A 16793-nucleotide genomic window follows, 5' to 3' on the forward strand; every position below is an offset into this window, starting at 1 on the left:
AAGTCCCCTTCAGGGGATTTAGGGGTAGTAAAAAAGGATATTTGATTACAAATTAAAAGTAACCTAATTGTGATTTTTACTTTTTGGACACCCTCTTTTTGTATTTTATACCTATAATTTTTTAATTAGTAAACGGTTTTAGATAAGTACTCTTATTTCTCTGGCCACTTGCTGGTTGTATTCAAATGCCATGTTTTTATAATTTACTAAATCAACGATTGAACCGATGAAACATAAACCTATGGTGAAAAGGTATAAAATCCCCATTCCAATTTGGTTTACCATAAAGCGCTGCAATCCGGGTAGAAAAAATAATCCAACTACAGACATGATTAATAGGGTCTGAGGATCTTTTCTTCGTCCACGATAGACCAATATAAAATTCTGTAGTTGCTCATCGCTAACGTCCTTAAGAAACGATTCAAGGAAAAGGGCTTCTTCAGTGTCAGCTTCAGGTAGTAGAGTAAAAATTCTATTCATAATTTTTGGTATTAAAGGATTTAAAATGAATATCAGGTTTCAGTAATGAATAGGATCGATAGAGTAGGAGAAGTAGAGCAGGAATAGCAAGAGGGTGAGTATGCCACGATTCGGCAAACCGGCCTCTAAATATAAAAGCAATGGAGTGTCCTAATCCACATCCAGGACAGAAATCGAAACCTAAATTTTTAAGCAGGCACAATGAAAAGTGACTGTCTAATTCAGGATTGGTAAACGCAAGTAGCACAATAGCTAACAACCAAAAATAGGCTTCGAGATGACGCTTTTTAAATTGATAGCTCACTTTATAGTAGTATTAAATATACGCAATCTTTTTCAAAATTACTAATCTTATATACGTGTAGGTTTATGATATACGTGCTTACATACTAACATATCCATAAAACTTATATACACAGAATGTTTCGATCTAACGACGGCCTATTAAGTACTCTATTTAATAACTATTGTTTTATTCTGAATTATTATTTTATCCAACCTTTATAATTGAATTCGCAGTTAACCCAGCTCTTATCAATGGTTATGTAGGTATCGCTTTGTTTCTCTTTAATCCAATCATCTAATGTTTCCTGGCGCTTTTTGTTTTCCAACATATTCTGCAACATTTGATAATCATCGCGCTTATTCGCTTTGTGTGGTGCTGTTTTCTTTTCGAGAAGAACTAAGCGATAGGTGGCTTGTCCTTTACGTTCATCCATCATGTAAAACGAGTTGGATAAATCATCAACTTCCATATTTTGAAGCTCCTTATTAATGGCTACTGGAATTTGAGATAATTCAAACTTTTTAGTTCCTGTCTCAGGATTAAGCATTGTACCACCGCTTACACGCGAATCCTTATCCATCGAGAAACGTAATGCAGCCTCTTCAAAACTAATGGTGTTGTCAGCAATTAAGCCGCGAATGGTGTCAAGTGTAGCTTTTGTTTCGTCCAAGGCTTTTTGACCTACCTTAGGCTTAATTAATATGTGACGACAATTGATGCGCTCACCCTTACGGTCGATCAATTGAATGATGTGAAAACCATATTCAGTCTCAACAATTTTTGAGACTCTTTTTTTATCCTGTAAGTTGAATGCTACACTGGCAAATTCAGGAACTAATCCTGATCGTGGCATCCATCCCAATTCTCCACCGCGTTGAGCCGATCCTTTGTCTTCCGAATATAATACAGCTAGCGTTGCAAAGTCGCGTCCTTCATTTATCTGACGTTGAAAATCGCGCAGTTGAGTTTTAACGCGGTCAATTTCTTTTTGCTCTATTTTAGGATTAAGCACAATTTGTTTCAATTCAAATTGCGTTGGTATCATTGGTAAGCTGTCCTTATTTACTGTTCTGTAGAAAGCGCTAATTTCAGCTGGCGTTACAGCAATGTTTTTGGTGATTTCACCTTGCATGCTTTGCGTCAGCATTTGTGTACGCACCATTTCCATTTGATCGCGTTTTATCTGCAGAAGTGATTTGTTAAAATATTCTTCCAACTTTTCCTTATCTCCAATCTGAGAAATAAAATAGTTAATACGTTGATCAACCTGATTTACTACTTCGTTTTCACTAATTTCAATACTATCCAGTTCAGCCTGATTAAGTAATAACTTACTTATTAATTGCTGTTCGAAAATATTGCACTTCAAGTCGCCAGCAAAGTTGGCTCCTTCCATTAATGACTGCTGATATTGATGCTCGACATCTGATTTTAAAATGGCATTATCACCAACCACAGCAATCACTTCATCGATTACATTAGATTGTGCATGAATAGATAGATTCGATGCTAATAAAGTTAAGATAAGGGTACTTAGGATATATATTCTTCGCATGCTTTCAGTTTTGTATATGCTATTTCGGACGCACTATTAGGCCTGCCGATTTTTGATTCTTGCAAATATAAAAAAAAGGATTAGCTTTTATGCCTGAGATGGCATAAATACAAGATTCAAGGTGTGATAAAAAGTGAAATATTAATGGTTTGATCTAATAGAACTTTAAGGATTTGTCTTTCAGGGCTTCTTCGTACAAGTCACTTTCTATTTGCTTGATAAATGCCATTCGTTTTTTGTTTAAAAGAATAGCCTTTATTTTTTCCTCAACATAGTCCATTGGTGCCAATTCAGCACTTAATTTAAATTCCTTTATGGCTAAGAAATAGTGAAATAAGGAATCGGAAGTTTCGTAATGTTTATTGTAACGAATGAATTGCTCCGTGCGAGCAATGGGTTCGGGTAGTTTGTTATTTATTTCTTTCATTGGAAGCCAGTGATCGAAGAACACTTCGTACTTTTTTGAGTTCTGAAAACAATAAGCTTCTAGCTTAACCATGTCCTCTTGCTTGTCAGAACGGTAAAGTTTTTTTAGTGTTTCAATATTAGGTGCTGTTTTTGGAACTATCACAAATACACCTTTAATAATAGGGTCGGTTAATTTAAAGTTATCGACCATTTCGTCGTAACATTGACTTATCTCGCTTCCTGTTATGAAGGGACTAAATTTTTGCTCCAATAATTTTTGTTGATATTGATGCACCAATAACGATCGGCGATATTCATCCAATAATGTTTCAACATCCTTTTCTTCGGGAGTTAAATTAAGCTCGGCTTTACGCAGTAGTAATTCCGAGCGAATCCAACGATTAATATAATCCTGAGCAAAGAAAACACTGTCTTCATCTGAAAGATGATTGGGGATAGCCCTATACAACATGCCATTCGTTAGTTGTTTATCTCCAACCAATAAGATGGGTTCATTATTCTCTTGCTTATCGTTCTCAGAACATGAAAAACATAAAAAGCATGCGAAGATGCAAAGGGTTATGATACTACTTTTAGTGAACAGATATTTCATTGCGGAAACCATAAATCTTGAGTTTGTATCACAAATATACAATACTATTGCAGCTCTAAAAATTATTGCTTGGTCTCTTCAATAATTCTTGTGTTGATCTGCGGATTGTATTTTTTATTTAAAGCTTCCACCCAGTTTTTCTCTAATTCTGTCTGGTAGTCCGACATCACCATTCCACGAACCTCATTAAGTTCACGCTCTCTCTCTAAAATGTGCTCACCCTTGCGAAGGAGATATTTATAATCTTTTGCTTTTTGTTTTTCAGAACCCCAAATTTGTTGATCCAACAGTGGGTATTGGCCTTTTTTAAATGTGCCTTTTTCAACCTTTGCATATAATTGAATGTCCTTTTTGAGTGAATCATTCATTATAATTGAGGTGTCGGATAGTATGAGTTGAAGTTTTTTGTAATCTTTCTTTTTCTTGCAAAAATATAAGGTGCCTTCAAAGCACTCTTCCTGACGATATTTCTCTTTGTTGGCGATGAAGAATTCAGAGAGGCCTAATGTATCCGTTGAAGCTTTGTTCCAGATTTCTTTTTGGCTAATCTCAAAAATAAGCAGTCCATCGTGATATTCATTCATCAGATACCTAAAGTCGGGATACTTATTTTTTAGTACACTTTTTTCATATGCCAACAGTTCTGTGTCCATATAACTTTCCCATGCAGCTAACACTTCTTCATTGTTAATCTTCGATATGTCAATTCTACTTCGATCGAGGTGCGCTAAGAAATCATCACTACTTATGGTTTGATCAGCAAAAGTACAGAGCGATATATTAGTTGCTTCTTTATTACCAGTACCTTTTTTAAGGTCCAAAATTAAATTACGATCATACTTTGGTTTGTACTCAGCTCTAAGTTTTTCAATGGTAGCTTTTTGCCCAGCATAAGCACGCTCGTCACGTTTTATCTTTTGTAGAATGTCCTCTTTTTGTTCTTCTAATGGAGCGATTGGCCTTTTCTCAATAAGTTTGATGATATGCCAGCCAAATGGTGTTTGAATTGGTTTTGATATCTGTGCACTATCTTGCAAGGCAAAGGCTTCTTTTGCAAATTCAGGAACCATGCGTCCTGTTCCAAACCAAGGTAGTTCTCCATTGTTTTGAAGTGTGTTTTTGTCGTCAGAATACGCCTGAACCAAAGTGCTAAACTCAGCACCATCCAATAATTGTGAATATACCGAATCAATGTCTGTTTTTGCCTGTTCCTTTAAATTAAGAGGTGCATTGGGAGGTATGATCTTCATGATATGTGCCACTTTAATCTCACCTGGATTTTTTCTCTTGTCGTGTACATAGATAAGGTGATAACCGAATGATGTTCTTACTATGTTGGAAACGTTTTGAGGTTCAGTTGTGAATGCTGCTTTCTCGAAAGGATATACCATCATGAAACCGGTAAAGTAGCCAAGGCGACCGCCATTTTTGGATGAAGGCCCCTCTGAATGTTCGCGGGCTATCTTTGCAAATGATGCTTCGTCAGTGATTAATTCCTTTAGAGCTTTAATGCGATTATAAGCTTCTAAAGTATCTTCTGGTGTTGCTGATTGTGATAATTTAATCAGAATATGAGAGGCATCAACTTCATAGAGTAAATGTTCGTAAGCCTCCTTTATTACAGCATCTGTGGCCTTTTTGTCGGTTAAGTAGGGTTTAGCAAGTTCGTTGTAATAATACTCTAGTTCATTTTTAAAACTGGGCATCGTATCATAGCCTTGTGCCATTGCTTCGTTAACCTTAAGTTTGTAGTTAACAAATATTGGTACGTACTCTTCTCTTGTTAAAGGTTCTTGCGACAAAGAATTATTTTTGTCAAAAATGTAATCGAATTCTTCAATTGAATAGTTATTCTCACCAATGGTTAATAAGGTGTTGTCTTGCGCAGTGCTAATAACTGGTAAAAATGCATTAAGTAAGAAGATGCCACTAATGGCTAGGAGTATACGTGTATTCATCATTGTAGATTGTTCAATTATATTATTCCTTAATTAACGTTCGCAAATTTAGTTTATTATACTTTTAGAAAATATGTTTTGTCGCGATAAATTTATAACAAGCTGTTATAATATAAAAAAACGCCCGAATCATAAATGAAACGGGCGCAATAATATAATAAGCTCTTTTTTATCTAGAATAATTCGGTGCTTCACGTGTAATGGTCACGTCATGCGGATGGCTCTCACTCATACCGGCATTTGAAATTTTCGTAAATTTAGCTTTGTGTAAGCCTTCTAGGTTTCCGGCCCCACAATACCCCATGCCAGCTCTTAATCCACCAACCAATTGATAGATTACTTCATAAAGCGTTCCTTTATAAGGTACACGAGCAGAAATTCCTTCTGGCACTAATTTCTTAATGTCGTCTTCAACATCTTGGAAGTAACGATCTTTTGACCCTTGTTGCATCGCCTCAACAGATCCCATGCCTCGGTATGCTTTAAATTTACGACCATTGTAAATAATGGTCTCACCCGGAGATTCATCAACTCCAGCGAATAAACCACCGGCCATTACAGCGTGTGCTCCTGCAGCAAGCGCTTTAACGATATCGCCTGAATAACGAATTCCTCCATCGGCTATAACAGAAACACCAGTGCCTTCTAGTGCTTTGGAAACATCGTGAATGGCAGATAACTGTGGTACCCCAACTCCTGCGATAACACGTGTTGTGCAGATTGAACCTGGACCAATGCCAACTTTCACACCATCAGCTCCAGCTTTAACTAAGTCTAGTGCAGCCTCAGCAGTAGCAATGTTACCAACCACTACATCAAGACTTGGGTATTTTTCTTTGGTTATTTTCAAGGTTTCTAAAACACCTTTACTATGACCGTGTGCCGTATCAATAACAATGGCATCAACATTGGCAGCTACCAATGCATCGATGCGCTCGAATGTGTCAGATGTTACTCCAACACCTGCAGCTACGCGTAAACGACCCTTCTCATCTTTACATGCTAAAGGTTTATCTTTTGCCTTAGTGATATCCTTATAAGTTACCAAACCAATTAGTTTGTTGTTGTTGTCAACAACTGGCAACTTTTCAATTTTGTATTGTTGAAGAATGGCAGCAGCTTTTTCTAAGTCGGTAGTTTGGTTTGTTGTAACCAAATTCTCAGTGGTCATTACCTCGTCAATTGAACGTTCCATGTTTGGTTCGAAACGTAAGTCGCGGTTTGTAACTATACCTACTAAGTATCCATAATTGTCTACCACTGGAATTCCACCTATCTTATATTCGGCCATTAAACCTAAGGCTTGTCCAACCGTACTGCCTTGAAGTATGGTAACCGGGTCATAAATCATTCCATTTTCTGCACGCTTTACCGTTACTACTTGTTTGGCTTGCTGGCTTATACTCATGTTTTTATGAATAACGCCAATGCCACCTTCGCGAGCAATAGCGATAGCTAAGCTAGCTTCAGTAACAGTATCCATTGCGGCTGATACAATAGGGGTGTTAACAACAATGTTTCTTGAAAAAAGACCATTAAGTTTAACATCTCTCGGCAAAACTTGTGAGTATGCTGGTATTAGTAAAACATCATCAAATGTTAAACCTTCGGAAACGATTTTATCCTCAATAAATGACATGGAACCTTTGTTTTTGGGATTAAAAAATTTTGGCAAAACTACTAAAAAATCACACATCTGCTTCGCTTTAAAATGTTAATATTGGTTTAAAAAATAAACTTAGACCAATGGGTCGGTGGGAGCTTTTGAGAAGCGATTTTTTTAAGTGCTTGTAAGGCTTGGAAGATTTGGGTTTACTTCTCTTGTGGTAGGATTTGTATTGAACAATAGCGCGTGTGCTTATTTGGAGAGATTGGCCTAAAAAATATTTGTTTTGAACGCGATGTTAAAAAAATACTACGCTCGTTTTCTTTAATTTCGGCTACCTTTGTTTGCAATATGAACGTTTTTCACCACATATTAAAACAGTATTGGGGCTACGATGCATTTCGCCCTTTGCAGGAAGATATTATTCAATCGGTTGCTGATGGCAAAGATACACTTGGTTTAATGCCAACTGGAGGTGGGAAGTCTTTGACTTTTCAGGTACCCGCATTGGCTAAAGAAGGTGTTTGTATTGTTGTAACGCCATTAATTGCCTTAATGAAGGATCAGGTAGCTAATTTAAAAAAACGTGGTGTTAAAGCTGTTGCTATACATTCAGGCTTGTCGAAAGATGAAATTAATGTGGCGCTTGATAATTGTATTTTTGGTGGTGTTAAGTTTTTGTATTTATCACCTGAGCGTTTAGGAACGGATTTGTTTAAAGATAAGTTGGTTCAGTTAAATGTTTCACTGTTGGCCATTGATGAGGCGCACTGTATATCACAATGGGGGTATGACTTTAGGCCATCTTATATGAAGATTGCTGAAATTCGCGAGTTAATTCCTGATACGCCAATTTTAGCTTTAACTGCGACGGCTACCCCTGAGGTGGTTGATGATATTCAGGATAAATTACTTTTCAAGCAAAAAAAACTATTTCAAAAAAGCTTTAAGCGCGATAATCTAATTTATGTGGTGCGTTATGCTGAGGATAAAGAGCAGCAACTTTTAAGTGCGCTTCAGAAGGTGAAAGGAAGTGCTGTTGTATATGTAAGGAGTAGGAAGAAGACAAAGGAATATGCTGAGATGCTTTTGAAAAATGGTGTTTCGGCCAGTTCGTTTCATGCTGGAATGCCTCAGGAATATAAGGATAAGCGTCAGCAAATGTGGACAAATGATGAAGTACGTGTGATAGTTTCCACCAATGCATTTGGGATGGGAATTGATAAGCCCAATGTTCGCATAGTTATTCATATGGATGCGCCTGATTCTTTAGAAGCTTATTTTCAGGAAGCGGGAAGGGCAGGCCGCGATGAGAAAAAAGCATACGCATTAATGTTGTGGTCAAACAACGACAAGGCGCGATTAAAGCGAAGTATTCCTCTTTCGTTTCCGGATAAGGAAATAATTATTCGCGTGTATGAAGCTTTGGGGAATTTCTTTCAAATAGCGGTTGGTAGTGGTTATGGAATGATTTATGATTTTGATATGGGGCTGTTTTGTAGTACTTACAAAATGAATATCATGATTGTTTATAATAGTTTGAAAATATTGCAGCGTGCTGGATATCTCGAATTTTCAGAGGAAATGAATTTGGCTTCAAAGGTTCACTTTATAATGCGACGCGACGAGTTATATAGATTTCAGGTTGCTAATGAAACCTTTGATCGTTTTTTGAAGCTTTTATTGCGTTCGTATACAGGGTTGTTTACCGAGTATGTTTCGGTGAATGAGGAGGTGTTGGCTAAGCGAATGAATGTAACCAGGAAAGCAATTTACGATTACTTGCTTAGTTTGAGTAAACTTAAGGTGATTAAGTATATTCCTCAGCGTAAAACACCAGTTATTACATACACCACATCGCGTGAAGAAGGTCGGCATGTGGAATTAAGAAAAGCGGTTTATCAAGATCGTAAAGAAAAATACGAAGGGCGGATTCAAAGTGTTATCGATTATGGAACCTACAATCATATCTGCCGGAGTAAGCTTTTGTTAAGTTATTTTGGACAAACTGATTTAACAAATTGTGGGCATTGCGATGTCTGTCTGGAGATTAAGAAAACTGATTTATCGGTAAGCGATTTTGATAAAGTACAGAATGAACTGGAAAGTATACTTAAGCAAAATCCAATGTCTCTTAATCAATTGAAGGAAAAAGTTAAAGTGCCTTCGGATGAGCTGGAAAAGGTAGTAAGATGGCTCGAAGAATATGAAATAATTGGTGTTTCGGAAGATGGCATGTACGAATGGTGGCGCAATTAATTACGTGACTAAATCACTTTAAAGTCAGCATTGATAAGGATTGAAAATGACAACCATCGGCATGCACCTAATCTGCTTTTTTTTTGTTACTTTTGGCGATTAATAAAATCAATAATTGACTTAAGAGGGGTTGAATAATAGTCGTATATGGAAGAGCCTTTAGAGCACATTGTTTATTCCAAGAATGTAATTGAATTTGTTACTGTAGCCAAGGAGTTTTGTACATTTATTGAAGGGTGCGAACATTATTCGCGCACTGATTTTGTAACGGTTGCAACTCGAATTATTCCTTTGATATATATTAAAGCTGCTGTTTTGCCAAAGATAGAAGTTGAGCTGGACGAACCTATTGAAAAAACAGTTGATGAAATTGTTTATGAGCAGGTACAAGCTTCAGTCGCTTTTAAGTTAGGGCGATTTAATGATTATTTAGAAGTATTCACCGCTGATATGCAACGTAGCGATACGCCAATTATCGCATTTATTGCCGAGGATATTGCAGATATATATCAAGATCTTAAGGATTTTATTTCGGCCTATCGAATTGGAGCGGTTGAAATAATGAACGATGCCTTAGCTGTTGTTCAGCAAGATTTTGAAATGTACTGGGGGCAACGGATTGTGAACACCTTACGTGCATTGCACGCAGTGCTTTATGGTGAAGAAGATTTGGAAGAAGAGGAGGGAGAAGAGACTTTACAAAAGGAGCGAAAAACAGATAATTGGTTCGTTAGTCGCATGCAGAAGGATTGGCAAGAAGAACAGGAAGATTAGTTAATTGAAAAGACACTAGTTAATGCAAAAAACCATATCGAAGGAGGAACTAAGTTTATTGCCATTACATCATTTCGAAGGAAATGTGGTAGTTGTAGAAGATGAAAGCCAGATTGAGGAGCAAGTAAAAGAGCTTGAGCAATGTTCTGTTATTGGTTTTGATACGGAAACGAAACCTTCTTTTCAAAAAGGAAAGATTAATAAAGTATCGCTTTTGCAGTTTGCATCGCCAGAAAAGGGCTATTTATTCCGATTGAATAAAACAGGATTACATCCGTCTTTGATACGTTTAATGGAGAATCCGGAAATTCAAAAGGTTGGTGTTGCTTTAAGAGATGATATAAAAGGCTTACAGCGTTTAGAAGGGTTTAGTCATGCTGGTTTTGTTGAGCTGCAGGATTATGTGAAAGATGTGGGGATAGAAGATATGAGTTTGCGTAAATTGGCTGGAATTGTATTAAACTTCCGCATAAGCAAGCGACAGCGTTTATCCAACTGGGAAGCTCCTCACTTAACCGATAGTCAGGTTATTTATGCTGCTACCGATGCATGGGTGGGGGTTGAATTATTTAATAAACTTACAGCGGAATTTCCGCAATGTGAAGTTCAAACTTTATAGAATTTGATTTATGGCAAAATTGCCTCAACTCGTTTTAAAAGCAGGTAAAGAACAAAGTTTAAATCGTTTTCATCCCTGGGTATTCTCGGGCGCCATTAAGAAGATTAAGGGTGAATTGATGGAAGGTGATTTTGTGGAAGTTCTGGATAGTAACGAAAATTTCCTTGCCTTAGGTCATTCTATTATTGGTTCCATCTCAGTTCGGGTATTATCCTTCGAACAGGTTGAGATGGATTATGATTTTTGGCGAAATAAAATTCAGAAAGCATATGATCTTCGTAAGGCCATTGGTTTGGCTGAAAATGAACAGACTAATGCCTATCGTTTAGTACATGGAGAAGGTGATTATCTGCCTGGCTTAATTATAGATTATTACAATGGAACTGTAGTTGTTCAGATGCATACGGTTGGTATGTACCGTATTCAGGATGTAATTGTTGATGTACTGAAAGATGTGTTGGGCGATAAGCTTAAATCAGTTTATGCTAAGTCGGAGGGAACATTGCCATATAAAGCATATGTGGATGCTACCAATGGGTATATTTACGGAGATAAGCCAGAGAAGATTGCCCTTGAAAATGGTTTAAAATTCCACGTGGATTGGGAGAAGGGACAGAAGACTGGTTTTTTTGTTGATCAACGCGAAAATCGTTCTCTCATTGAGCGCTATAGCAAAGGACGTAAGGTCTTGAATATGTTTTGCTATACAGGTGGTTTTTCCTTTTATGCCATGCGTGGAGATGCTAAGCTGGTTCATTCGGTTGATAGTTCGGAGCGCGCCATACAGGTAACCAACGATAATGTGCAATTAAATTTTCCGGGAGATGAACGTCATCAGGCCTTTGCCGAAGATGCTTTTAAGTACTTGGGAGAAACAAAAGATCAATATGATCTGATTATATTGGATCCGCCTGCTTTTGCCAAACACCAGAATGTGGTAAAAAATGCACTTCAGGGCTACCGACGCCTTAATGCCAAGGCTATGGAGCAAATTCAGAAGGGCGGCATTCTGTTTACCTTTTCATGTTCGCAGGTAATAACAAAAGAGCAATTCAGAACAATGGTGTTTTCGGCGGCAGCGCGTGCGGGACGAAAAGTTCGTATATTGCAGCAATTAACTCAACCTGCTGATCATCCGGTTGATATTTACCATCCCGAGGGAGAATACCTTAAGGGACTGGTAGTTTATGTAGATTAAATATTACTAAAAAGATAATCTTGGAGTTTAAAGAATTTGATTTTTCCAATGAGTTGCTAGATGGATTGGATTCCATGCGTTTTGAAAAAGCAACACCTGTTCAGGAGAGAACCATCCCAATTATTAAGGAGGGTAAAGATCTGATTGCCGTTGCGCAAACCGGAACGGGTAAAACAGCTGCTTATTTGTTGCCTGTACTAGATAAGCTAGTACGAGATGGGCATAATAAAATAAATGCTTTAATCATTGTTCCTACGCGTGAGTTGGCAATTCAAATTGATCAGCAAATGGAAGGATTTGGTTACTTTCTTGATGTATCGTCAACTGCTATTTATGGTGGTAATGATAAGGATGAATGGAACCGCCAAAAAAATGCTTTAACCACCGGGGCTGATATTGTGATTGCGACTCCTGGTCGATTGATACAGCATCTGACCATGGGTTATGTAAAAATGGATACGCTTCAGCATTTGATTTTAGATGAGGCAGATCGCATGTTAGACATGGGCTTTTTCGAAGATATTATGCAGGTGGTTACTTTCTTGCCTAAAGAGCGTCAAACGCTTATGTTTTCGGCAACAATGCCTTCAAAAATTAGAGAGTTAGCTAAAAATATATTGCAAGACCCTGATGAGGTGAATATCGCCATGAGTAAACCAGCGGAAGGTATATTGCAAGCGGCTTACATGGTGTATGATACACAAAAGGTAGCTTTGTTAAATGACTTATTGAAAGATAAAGATTTACCAAGTATTATTGTTTTTGCCTCAACTAAAATAAAAGCCAAGGAGATTGCTCGTTCTTTGAGAAGCAATGGTTTTAATGCCAAAGATATTCATTCTGACTTAGAACAGGCTGAGCGTGAAGATGTGCTCCGGGAATTTCGAAATAGGAAGGTTCAAATAATTGTGGCTACCGATATTATTGCTCGTGGTATTGATATTGAAAAGATCGATTTGGTGATCAATTTTGATGTACCACGCGACGCTGAAGATTATGTACACCGCGTGGGTAGAACTGCTCGTGCGCAAACGCAAGGAGTAGCAATAACTTTAATAAATGATAAGGAAGTGCTTGAATTTCATAAGATAGAGCAACTTATCGAAAAGGAAGTTTATAAAATTCCATTACCTCCGCATATTGGTGATGCTCCTGAGTACAATCCTGGTGCCTTAAAAAAAGGTCGGGGGCGCAAAGGTGGTTACAATAAGAAACGTAGCTTCAACAAAAAGCCGCGAACCAATAAAGGAGGAAACAAGAGCTAAGAAAATCTTTTAGCTCCTCTTTAAGTTTACTATTTTCACAAGCTGATCTAGTTTATGGATGGTTGTACTATTGTTAATTCTCATATTTTTATTCAATGCAAAATTTGTTTGTTGATCTAATCGCTAAGGAGTTAAGTCTTGTAAAGACGAGTGTTTCTAATGTGTTAACGCTTTTGGATGAAGGAGCTACCATTCCATTTATCAGTCGTTATCGCAAAGAAATGACTGGCAGTATGGATGAGTTGGATATTGCAAACGTGAAGGAGCGCTATGAGAAGCTTCAGGAAATTGAAAAGCGGAAAGAGAGCATCCTAAAATCGATGGATGAGCAAGGTGTGCTAAGTGATGAGCTTCGAAAAAAGATAGAGTCAACCTACGATTTAACAGAACTTGAAGATATTTATCTGCCTTACAAACCAAAGCGTAAAACGCGTGCTGTTAAAGCTCGTGAAAAAGGTTTGGAACCTTTGGCTAAGATTCTGATGAAACAATATGAGAACGATGTTGAAGGAAAAGCCAATGCCTTCGTCAAAGGTGAAGTGGAAACTGTGAGTGATGCTCTACAAGGAGCACGCGATATAATCTCAGAATGGGTTAATGAGCATCGGGTAGGGCGCGAAATAGTGCGATCTGTGTTTGAAAAAGAGGCTATTATTACTTCAAAAGTTGCCAAAGGAAAAGAGGAAGAAGCGGCAAAGTACAGCGATTATTTCGAATGGAGTGAACCATTGAAAAAATGCCCATCGCACCGATATTTGGCTATGCGCCGTGGAGAGAAAGAAGGTTTCTTGAAGCTTAGTATTGGGCCTGATGCTGAAAATGCCTTGGATCGATTGGATCGTTATTTTGTAAAAAGCGATACAGAGGCGGCTGGTCAGGTACAGGATGCTATAACCGATGCCTACAAACGCTTATTGTCACCTTCCATTGAAACGGAATTTTCGAATTTGTTTAAGGAGAAATCAGATACCGAAGCCATTCGGGTTTTTACTGATAACCTACGTCAGTTATTATTGGCTTCGCCCCTTGGGCAGAAGCGTGTTTTGGCTTTAGACCCTGGTTACAGAAGTGGTTGTAAGGTAGTATGTCTCGATCAGTACGGAGGCTTATTGGAGAATTGTAATATTTATCCTCACCAGCCTCAAAACGAATATCAAAAATCGAGCGATACAATCACGCGCTTGGTTGAAAAGCATAAAATAGAAGCCATTGCCATTGGTAATGGCACAGCTTCGCGCGAAACAGAAGCTTTTGCGAAAGGTTTGAAATTTAAACATGAGGTGCAAATTTTTGTAGTGAGCGAAGATGGAGCTTCGGTTTATTCAGCAGGTAAAGTAGCTCGCGAAGAGTTTCCTGATTACGATGTAACAGTGCGTGGAGCTGTTTCCATCGGTCGACGTTTGATGGATCCTTTGGCAGAATTGGTTAAGATTGATGCAAAATCCATAGGTGTTGGACAGTATCAGCACGATGTGGATCAGAATCAATTAAAAAAATCTTTAGATCAAGTTGTTGAATCGTGTGTTAATCAGGTTGGGGTTAACCTTAATACAGCGAGTAAGCATCTATTAACCTATGTTTCAGGATTGGGACCTCAGTTGGCTCAGAATATCGTAGATTACCGAAGTGAGAATGGTGCATTTGATTCACGTGATAAGTTAAAGAAAGTACCGCGTTTGGGTGCCAGAGCCTACGAACAGAGTGCAGGATTTTTAAGAATAGCTAATGCTAATAATCCTTTGGATAATACAGCGGTTCACCCAGAGTCGTATCGTATTGTCAAACAAATGGCAAAGGATTTAAAGTGTGAAGTAGCTGACCTTATTGCTGATAAGGTTTTGCGTCAAAAGGTTGATTTGAATGCCTATGTGACCGATAAAGTTGGCTTGCCTACATTGAATGATATCATGTCGGAGCTAGATAAGCCAGGCCGCGATCCTCGTGAAACGATTAAAACCTTTGAATTTGCCGAAGGAATCTTTTCCATTGATGATTTACACGATGGTATGGAGTTGCCTGGAATCGTTACTAATATTACCAATTTTGGTGCCTTTGTTGATGTTGGTGTAAAACAGGATGGCTTGGTGCACATTTCTCAATTAGCCAATCAATATGTGAGCGATCCTAACCAGATTGTTAAATTACAGCAGCACGTAAAAGTAAGGGTCATTCAAGTTGATCGCCAGCGTAAACGTATTCAATTGTCGATGAAGGGACTCAATTAGAAGGTAAATTATTTCAAGTATCTAATCATTGCGGTATATTGCTGTTTGAAAAATGATTTGATATGACCAAGTGTTTAGTTTTTATTCTGACTTTCTTTTTTGTCGTTTCTTGTTCACAAAAGCATGAGAAGGAAAGTGGCAAGCCTAATGTTATTATCATATTCACTGATGATCAGGGGTATCAGGACCTTGGGTGTTTTGGTTCCCCGGATATTGAAACGCCTCACCTGGATAAATTGGCAAAAGGTGGAATCAGACTTACAGATTTTTACGCTGCTCAAGCCGTATGTTCTGCTTCTCGTGCAGGGCTATTGACGGGTTGTTATCCTAATAGAATAGGTATACATGGAGCCTTTATGCCCGATAGCAAACATGGCTTGAGTTTGTCGGAAACGACCATTGCTGAGATGTTAAAAGCTAAGGCTTATAATACTGCAATTTTTGGTAAATGGCATTTGGGAGATCATCCGGATTTTATGCCATTAAACCATGGCTTCGATGAATTCTTTGGGATTCCATACTCCAACGACATGTGGCCAATGCACCCTCAGCAAGGTCCCATATTTGATTTTCCTCCCTTACCATTATTTGAAAATGAAACCATAATTGACACTTTGACTGATCAAAGCCTGCTAACGACTCAGATTACTGAACGGAGCGTTGATTTCATTAAACGCAACAAAGATGTGCCGTTCTTTTTGTATGTTGCACACCCACAACCGCATGTGCCATTATATGTTTCGGATAAATTTAAGGGGAAATCAGAAAGAGGTTTATATGGTGATGTTATTATGGAGATTGATTGGTCTGTCGGTCAAATAATGGAAACATTAAAACAGTTAAAAATTGAAGATAATACCCTCCTTATTTTTACATCTGATAATGGCCCATGGTTAAATTATGGAACACACGCTGGTAGTGCCTATCCTTTAAGAGAAGGAAAAGGTACGGCACTTGAAGGTGGGCAAAGGGAGCCGTGTATTATTTATTTTCCAGATGAGATAAAACCAGGAAGAAACATTGAAACCCCAATGATGAATATTGACATCTTGCCGACAATTGCTGAAATAACCGGTAGTTCACTTCCTCAAAATGTATTTGATGGTAAGAGTGTTTGGGACATCTAGACAGGAGAATCCAATAAAAGTCCGCATGATGCTTATTACTTTTACTATCATGTTAATGAGTTGCATGGCGTTAGGTATAAGCAATGGAAAATGTATTTTCCACATTCTTATCGAACATTAAATGGCCGGCCGGGTGGTGATAATGGATTGCCAGTTGAATATGAGTATAATACGATGAATGAAATTGAATTATATGATTTGTCAGTTGATATTAGCGAGACGAAGAATGTAGCCATGCAAAATCCAGAAGTAGTTGAGGAGATTAAAATATTGGCTAATAAGATGAGATCGGAGCTCGGTGATGCCCTATATGAAATAAATGGAAAAGGCAATAGAACGTGTGGTATGGTGAAAGATTAGCGTTTTGACTATCATGATAAATAGCAGTCAGGATAACTTGTAAAAAATTAATTTTCATTT

The 16793-nt window shown here is 37.9% G+C and carries 13 protein-coding genes and 1 pseudogene; 8 read left to right on the forward strand and 6 right to left on the reverse strand.

Translation table 11 applies throughout. The features are described 5' to 3' along the window. Positions 1 to 138 precede the first annotated feature (138 nt). The 6 genes from ACRD7B_RS19185 to guaB all read right to left on the reverse strand — a co-directional run bounded on the left by ACRD7B_RS19185 (position 139) and on the right by guaB (position 6939). Positions 139 to 480, reverse strand: a complete 342-nt coding sequence (locus ACRD7B_RS19185; protein WP_430826257.1) for a TM2 domain-containing protein — start codon at positions 478 to 480, stop codon at positions 139 to 141. Continuing rightward, positions 473 to 784, reverse strand: coding sequence for a DUF2752 domain-containing protein (locus tag ACRD7B_RS19190; RefSeq protein ID WP_430826258.1), 312 nt, complete (start codon positions 782 to 784; stop codon positions 473 to 475). Before ACRD7B_RS19190 ends, ACRD7B_RS19185 begins: the two co-directional genes overlap by 8 nt. A gap of 181 nt (positions 785 to 965) precedes the next feature. Then, positions 966 to 2321 (reverse strand): peptidylprolyl isomerase, encoded by a 1356-nt coding sequence (locus ACRD7B_RS19195; protein ID WP_430826259.1) that lies wholly within the window; start codon positions 2319 to 2321, stop codon positions 966 to 968. Positions 2322 to 2475: 154 nt separating this feature from the next. Further along, on the reverse strand, positions 2476 to 3342 hold the full coding sequence (locus ACRD7B_RS19200; protein ID WP_430826260.1) for a hypothetical protein: 867 nt from the start codon (positions 3340 to 3342) through the stop codon (positions 2476 to 2478). A 62-nt stretch (positions 3343 to 3404) separates the two neighbouring features. Then, positions 3405 to 5303: a peptidylprolyl isomerase gene (locus tag ACRD7B_RS19205; RefSeq protein WP_430826261.1), complete on the reverse strand. Its 1899-nt coding sequence runs from the start codon at positions 5301 to 5303 to the stop codon at positions 3405 to 3407. Between the two features lie 166 nt (positions 5304 to 5469). Beyond that, entirely contained in the window at positions 5470 to 6939 is a 1470-nt protein-coding gene (guaB, locus tag ACRD7B_RS19210) for an IMP dehydrogenase (protein WP_430826262.1), read from the reverse strand. 213 nt (positions 6940 to 7152) lie between these two features. On the opposite strand from guaB, the gene ACRD7B_RS19215 reads away from it, so the two are divergent. From ACRD7B_RS19215 to ACRD7B_RS19250, 8 genes and pseudogenes are all read left to right on the forward strand, one after another. Next, complete coding sequence (locus ACRD7B_RS19215; RefSeq protein WP_430826263.1) at positions 7153 to 9165, forward strand: RecQ family ATP-dependent DNA helicase; 2013 nt, start codon at positions 7153 to 7155, stop codon at positions 9163 to 9165. Between the two features lie 147 nt (positions 9166 to 9312). Next, positions 9313 to 9939, forward strand: a complete 627-nt coding sequence (locus ACRD7B_RS19220) for a DUF5063 domain-containing protein (RefSeq protein WP_430826264.1) — start codon at positions 9313 to 9315, stop codon at positions 9937 to 9939. 22 nt (positions 9940 to 9961) lie between these two features. Continuing rightward, positions 9962 to 10558: a 3'-5' exonuclease gene (locus tag ACRD7B_RS19225; RefSeq protein WP_430826265.1), complete on the forward strand. Its 597-nt coding sequence runs from the start codon at positions 9962 to 9964 to the stop codon at positions 10556 to 10558. Between the two features lie 10 nt (positions 10559 to 10568). Further along, positions 10569 to 11756 (forward strand): class I SAM-dependent rRNA methyltransferase, encoded by a 1188-nt coding sequence (locus tag ACRD7B_RS19230; protein WP_430826266.1) that lies wholly within the window; start codon positions 10569 to 10571, stop codon positions 11754 to 11756. Between the two features lie 20 nt (positions 11757 to 11776). Then, entirely contained in the window at positions 11777 to 13021 is a 1245-nt protein-coding gene (locus ACRD7B_RS19235) for a DEAD/DEAH box helicase (RefSeq protein WP_430826267.1), read from the forward strand. 95 nt (positions 13022 to 13116) lie between these two features. Then, positions 13117 to 15246 carry a Tex family protein gene (locus tag ACRD7B_RS19240; RefSeq protein ID WP_430826268.1) on the forward strand — a complete coding sequence of 710 codons (2130 nt, stop codon included), beginning with the start codon at positions 13117 to 13119 and terminating at the stop codon, positions 15244 to 15246. Between the two features lie 62 nt (positions 15247 to 15308). After that, a complete protein-coding gene (locus tag ACRD7B_RS19245; RefSeq protein ID WP_430826269.1) occupies positions 15309 to 16373 on the forward strand; it encodes a sulfatase family protein in 1065 nt (354 codons plus the stop codon). Positions 16374 to 16406: 33 nt separating this feature from the next. Continuing rightward, positions 16407 to 16733, forward strand: a pseudogene (locus ACRD7B_RS19250) (arylsulfatase); the annotation flags it as partial. Positions 16734 to 16793: the final 60 nt, after the last annotated feature.

The organism is Carboxylicivirga fragile (genome assembly GCF_050589805.1).
Classification (GTDB): Bacteria; Bacteroidota; Bacteroidia; order Bacteroidales; family Marinilabiliaceae; genus Carboxylicivirga; species Carboxylicivirga fragile.

Bases quoted from the DNA above. Each gene is read 5' to 3' on its own strand.
- ACRD7B_RS19185 (WP_430826257.1), bottom strand. From the start codon at position 480: ATGAATAGAATTTTTACTCTACTACCTGAAGCTGACACTGAAGAAGCC.
- ACRD7B_RS19195 (WP_430826259.1), bottom strand. From the start codon at position 2,321: ATGCGAAGAATATATATCCTAAGTACCCTTATCTTAACTTTATTAGCA.
- ACRD7B_RS19200 (WP_430826260.1), bottom strand. From the start codon at position 3,342: ATGAAATATCTGTTCACTAAAAGTAGTATCATAACCCTTTGCATCTTC.
- ACRD7B_RS19205 (WP_430826261.1), bottom strand. From the start codon at position 5,303: ATGATGAATACACGTATACTCCTAGCCATTAGTGGCATCTTCTTACTT.
- guaB (WP_430826262.1), bottom strand. From the start codon at position 6,939: ATGTCATTTATTGAGGATAAAATCGTTTCCGAAGGTTTAACATTTGAT.
- ACRD7B_RS19220 (WP_430826264.1), top strand. From the start codon at position 9,313: ATGGAAGAGCCTTTAGAGCACATTGTTTATTCCAAGAATGTAATTGAA.
- ACRD7B_RS19225 (WP_430826265.1), top strand. From the start codon at position 9,962: ATGCAAAAAACCATATCGAAGGAGGAACTAAGTTTATTGCCATTACAT.
- ACRD7B_RS19230 (WP_430826266.1), top strand. From the start codon at position 10,569: ATGGCAAAATTGCCTCAACTCGTTTTAAAAGCAGGTAAAGAACAAAGT.
- ACRD7B_RS19240 (WP_430826268.1), top strand. From the start codon at position 13,117: ATGCAAAATTTGTTTGTTGATCTAATCGCTAAGGAGTTAAGTCTTGTA.
- ACRD7B_RS19245 (WP_430826269.1), top strand. From the start codon at position 15,309: ATGACCAAGTGTTTAGTTTTTATTCTGACTTTCTTTTTTGTCGTTTCT.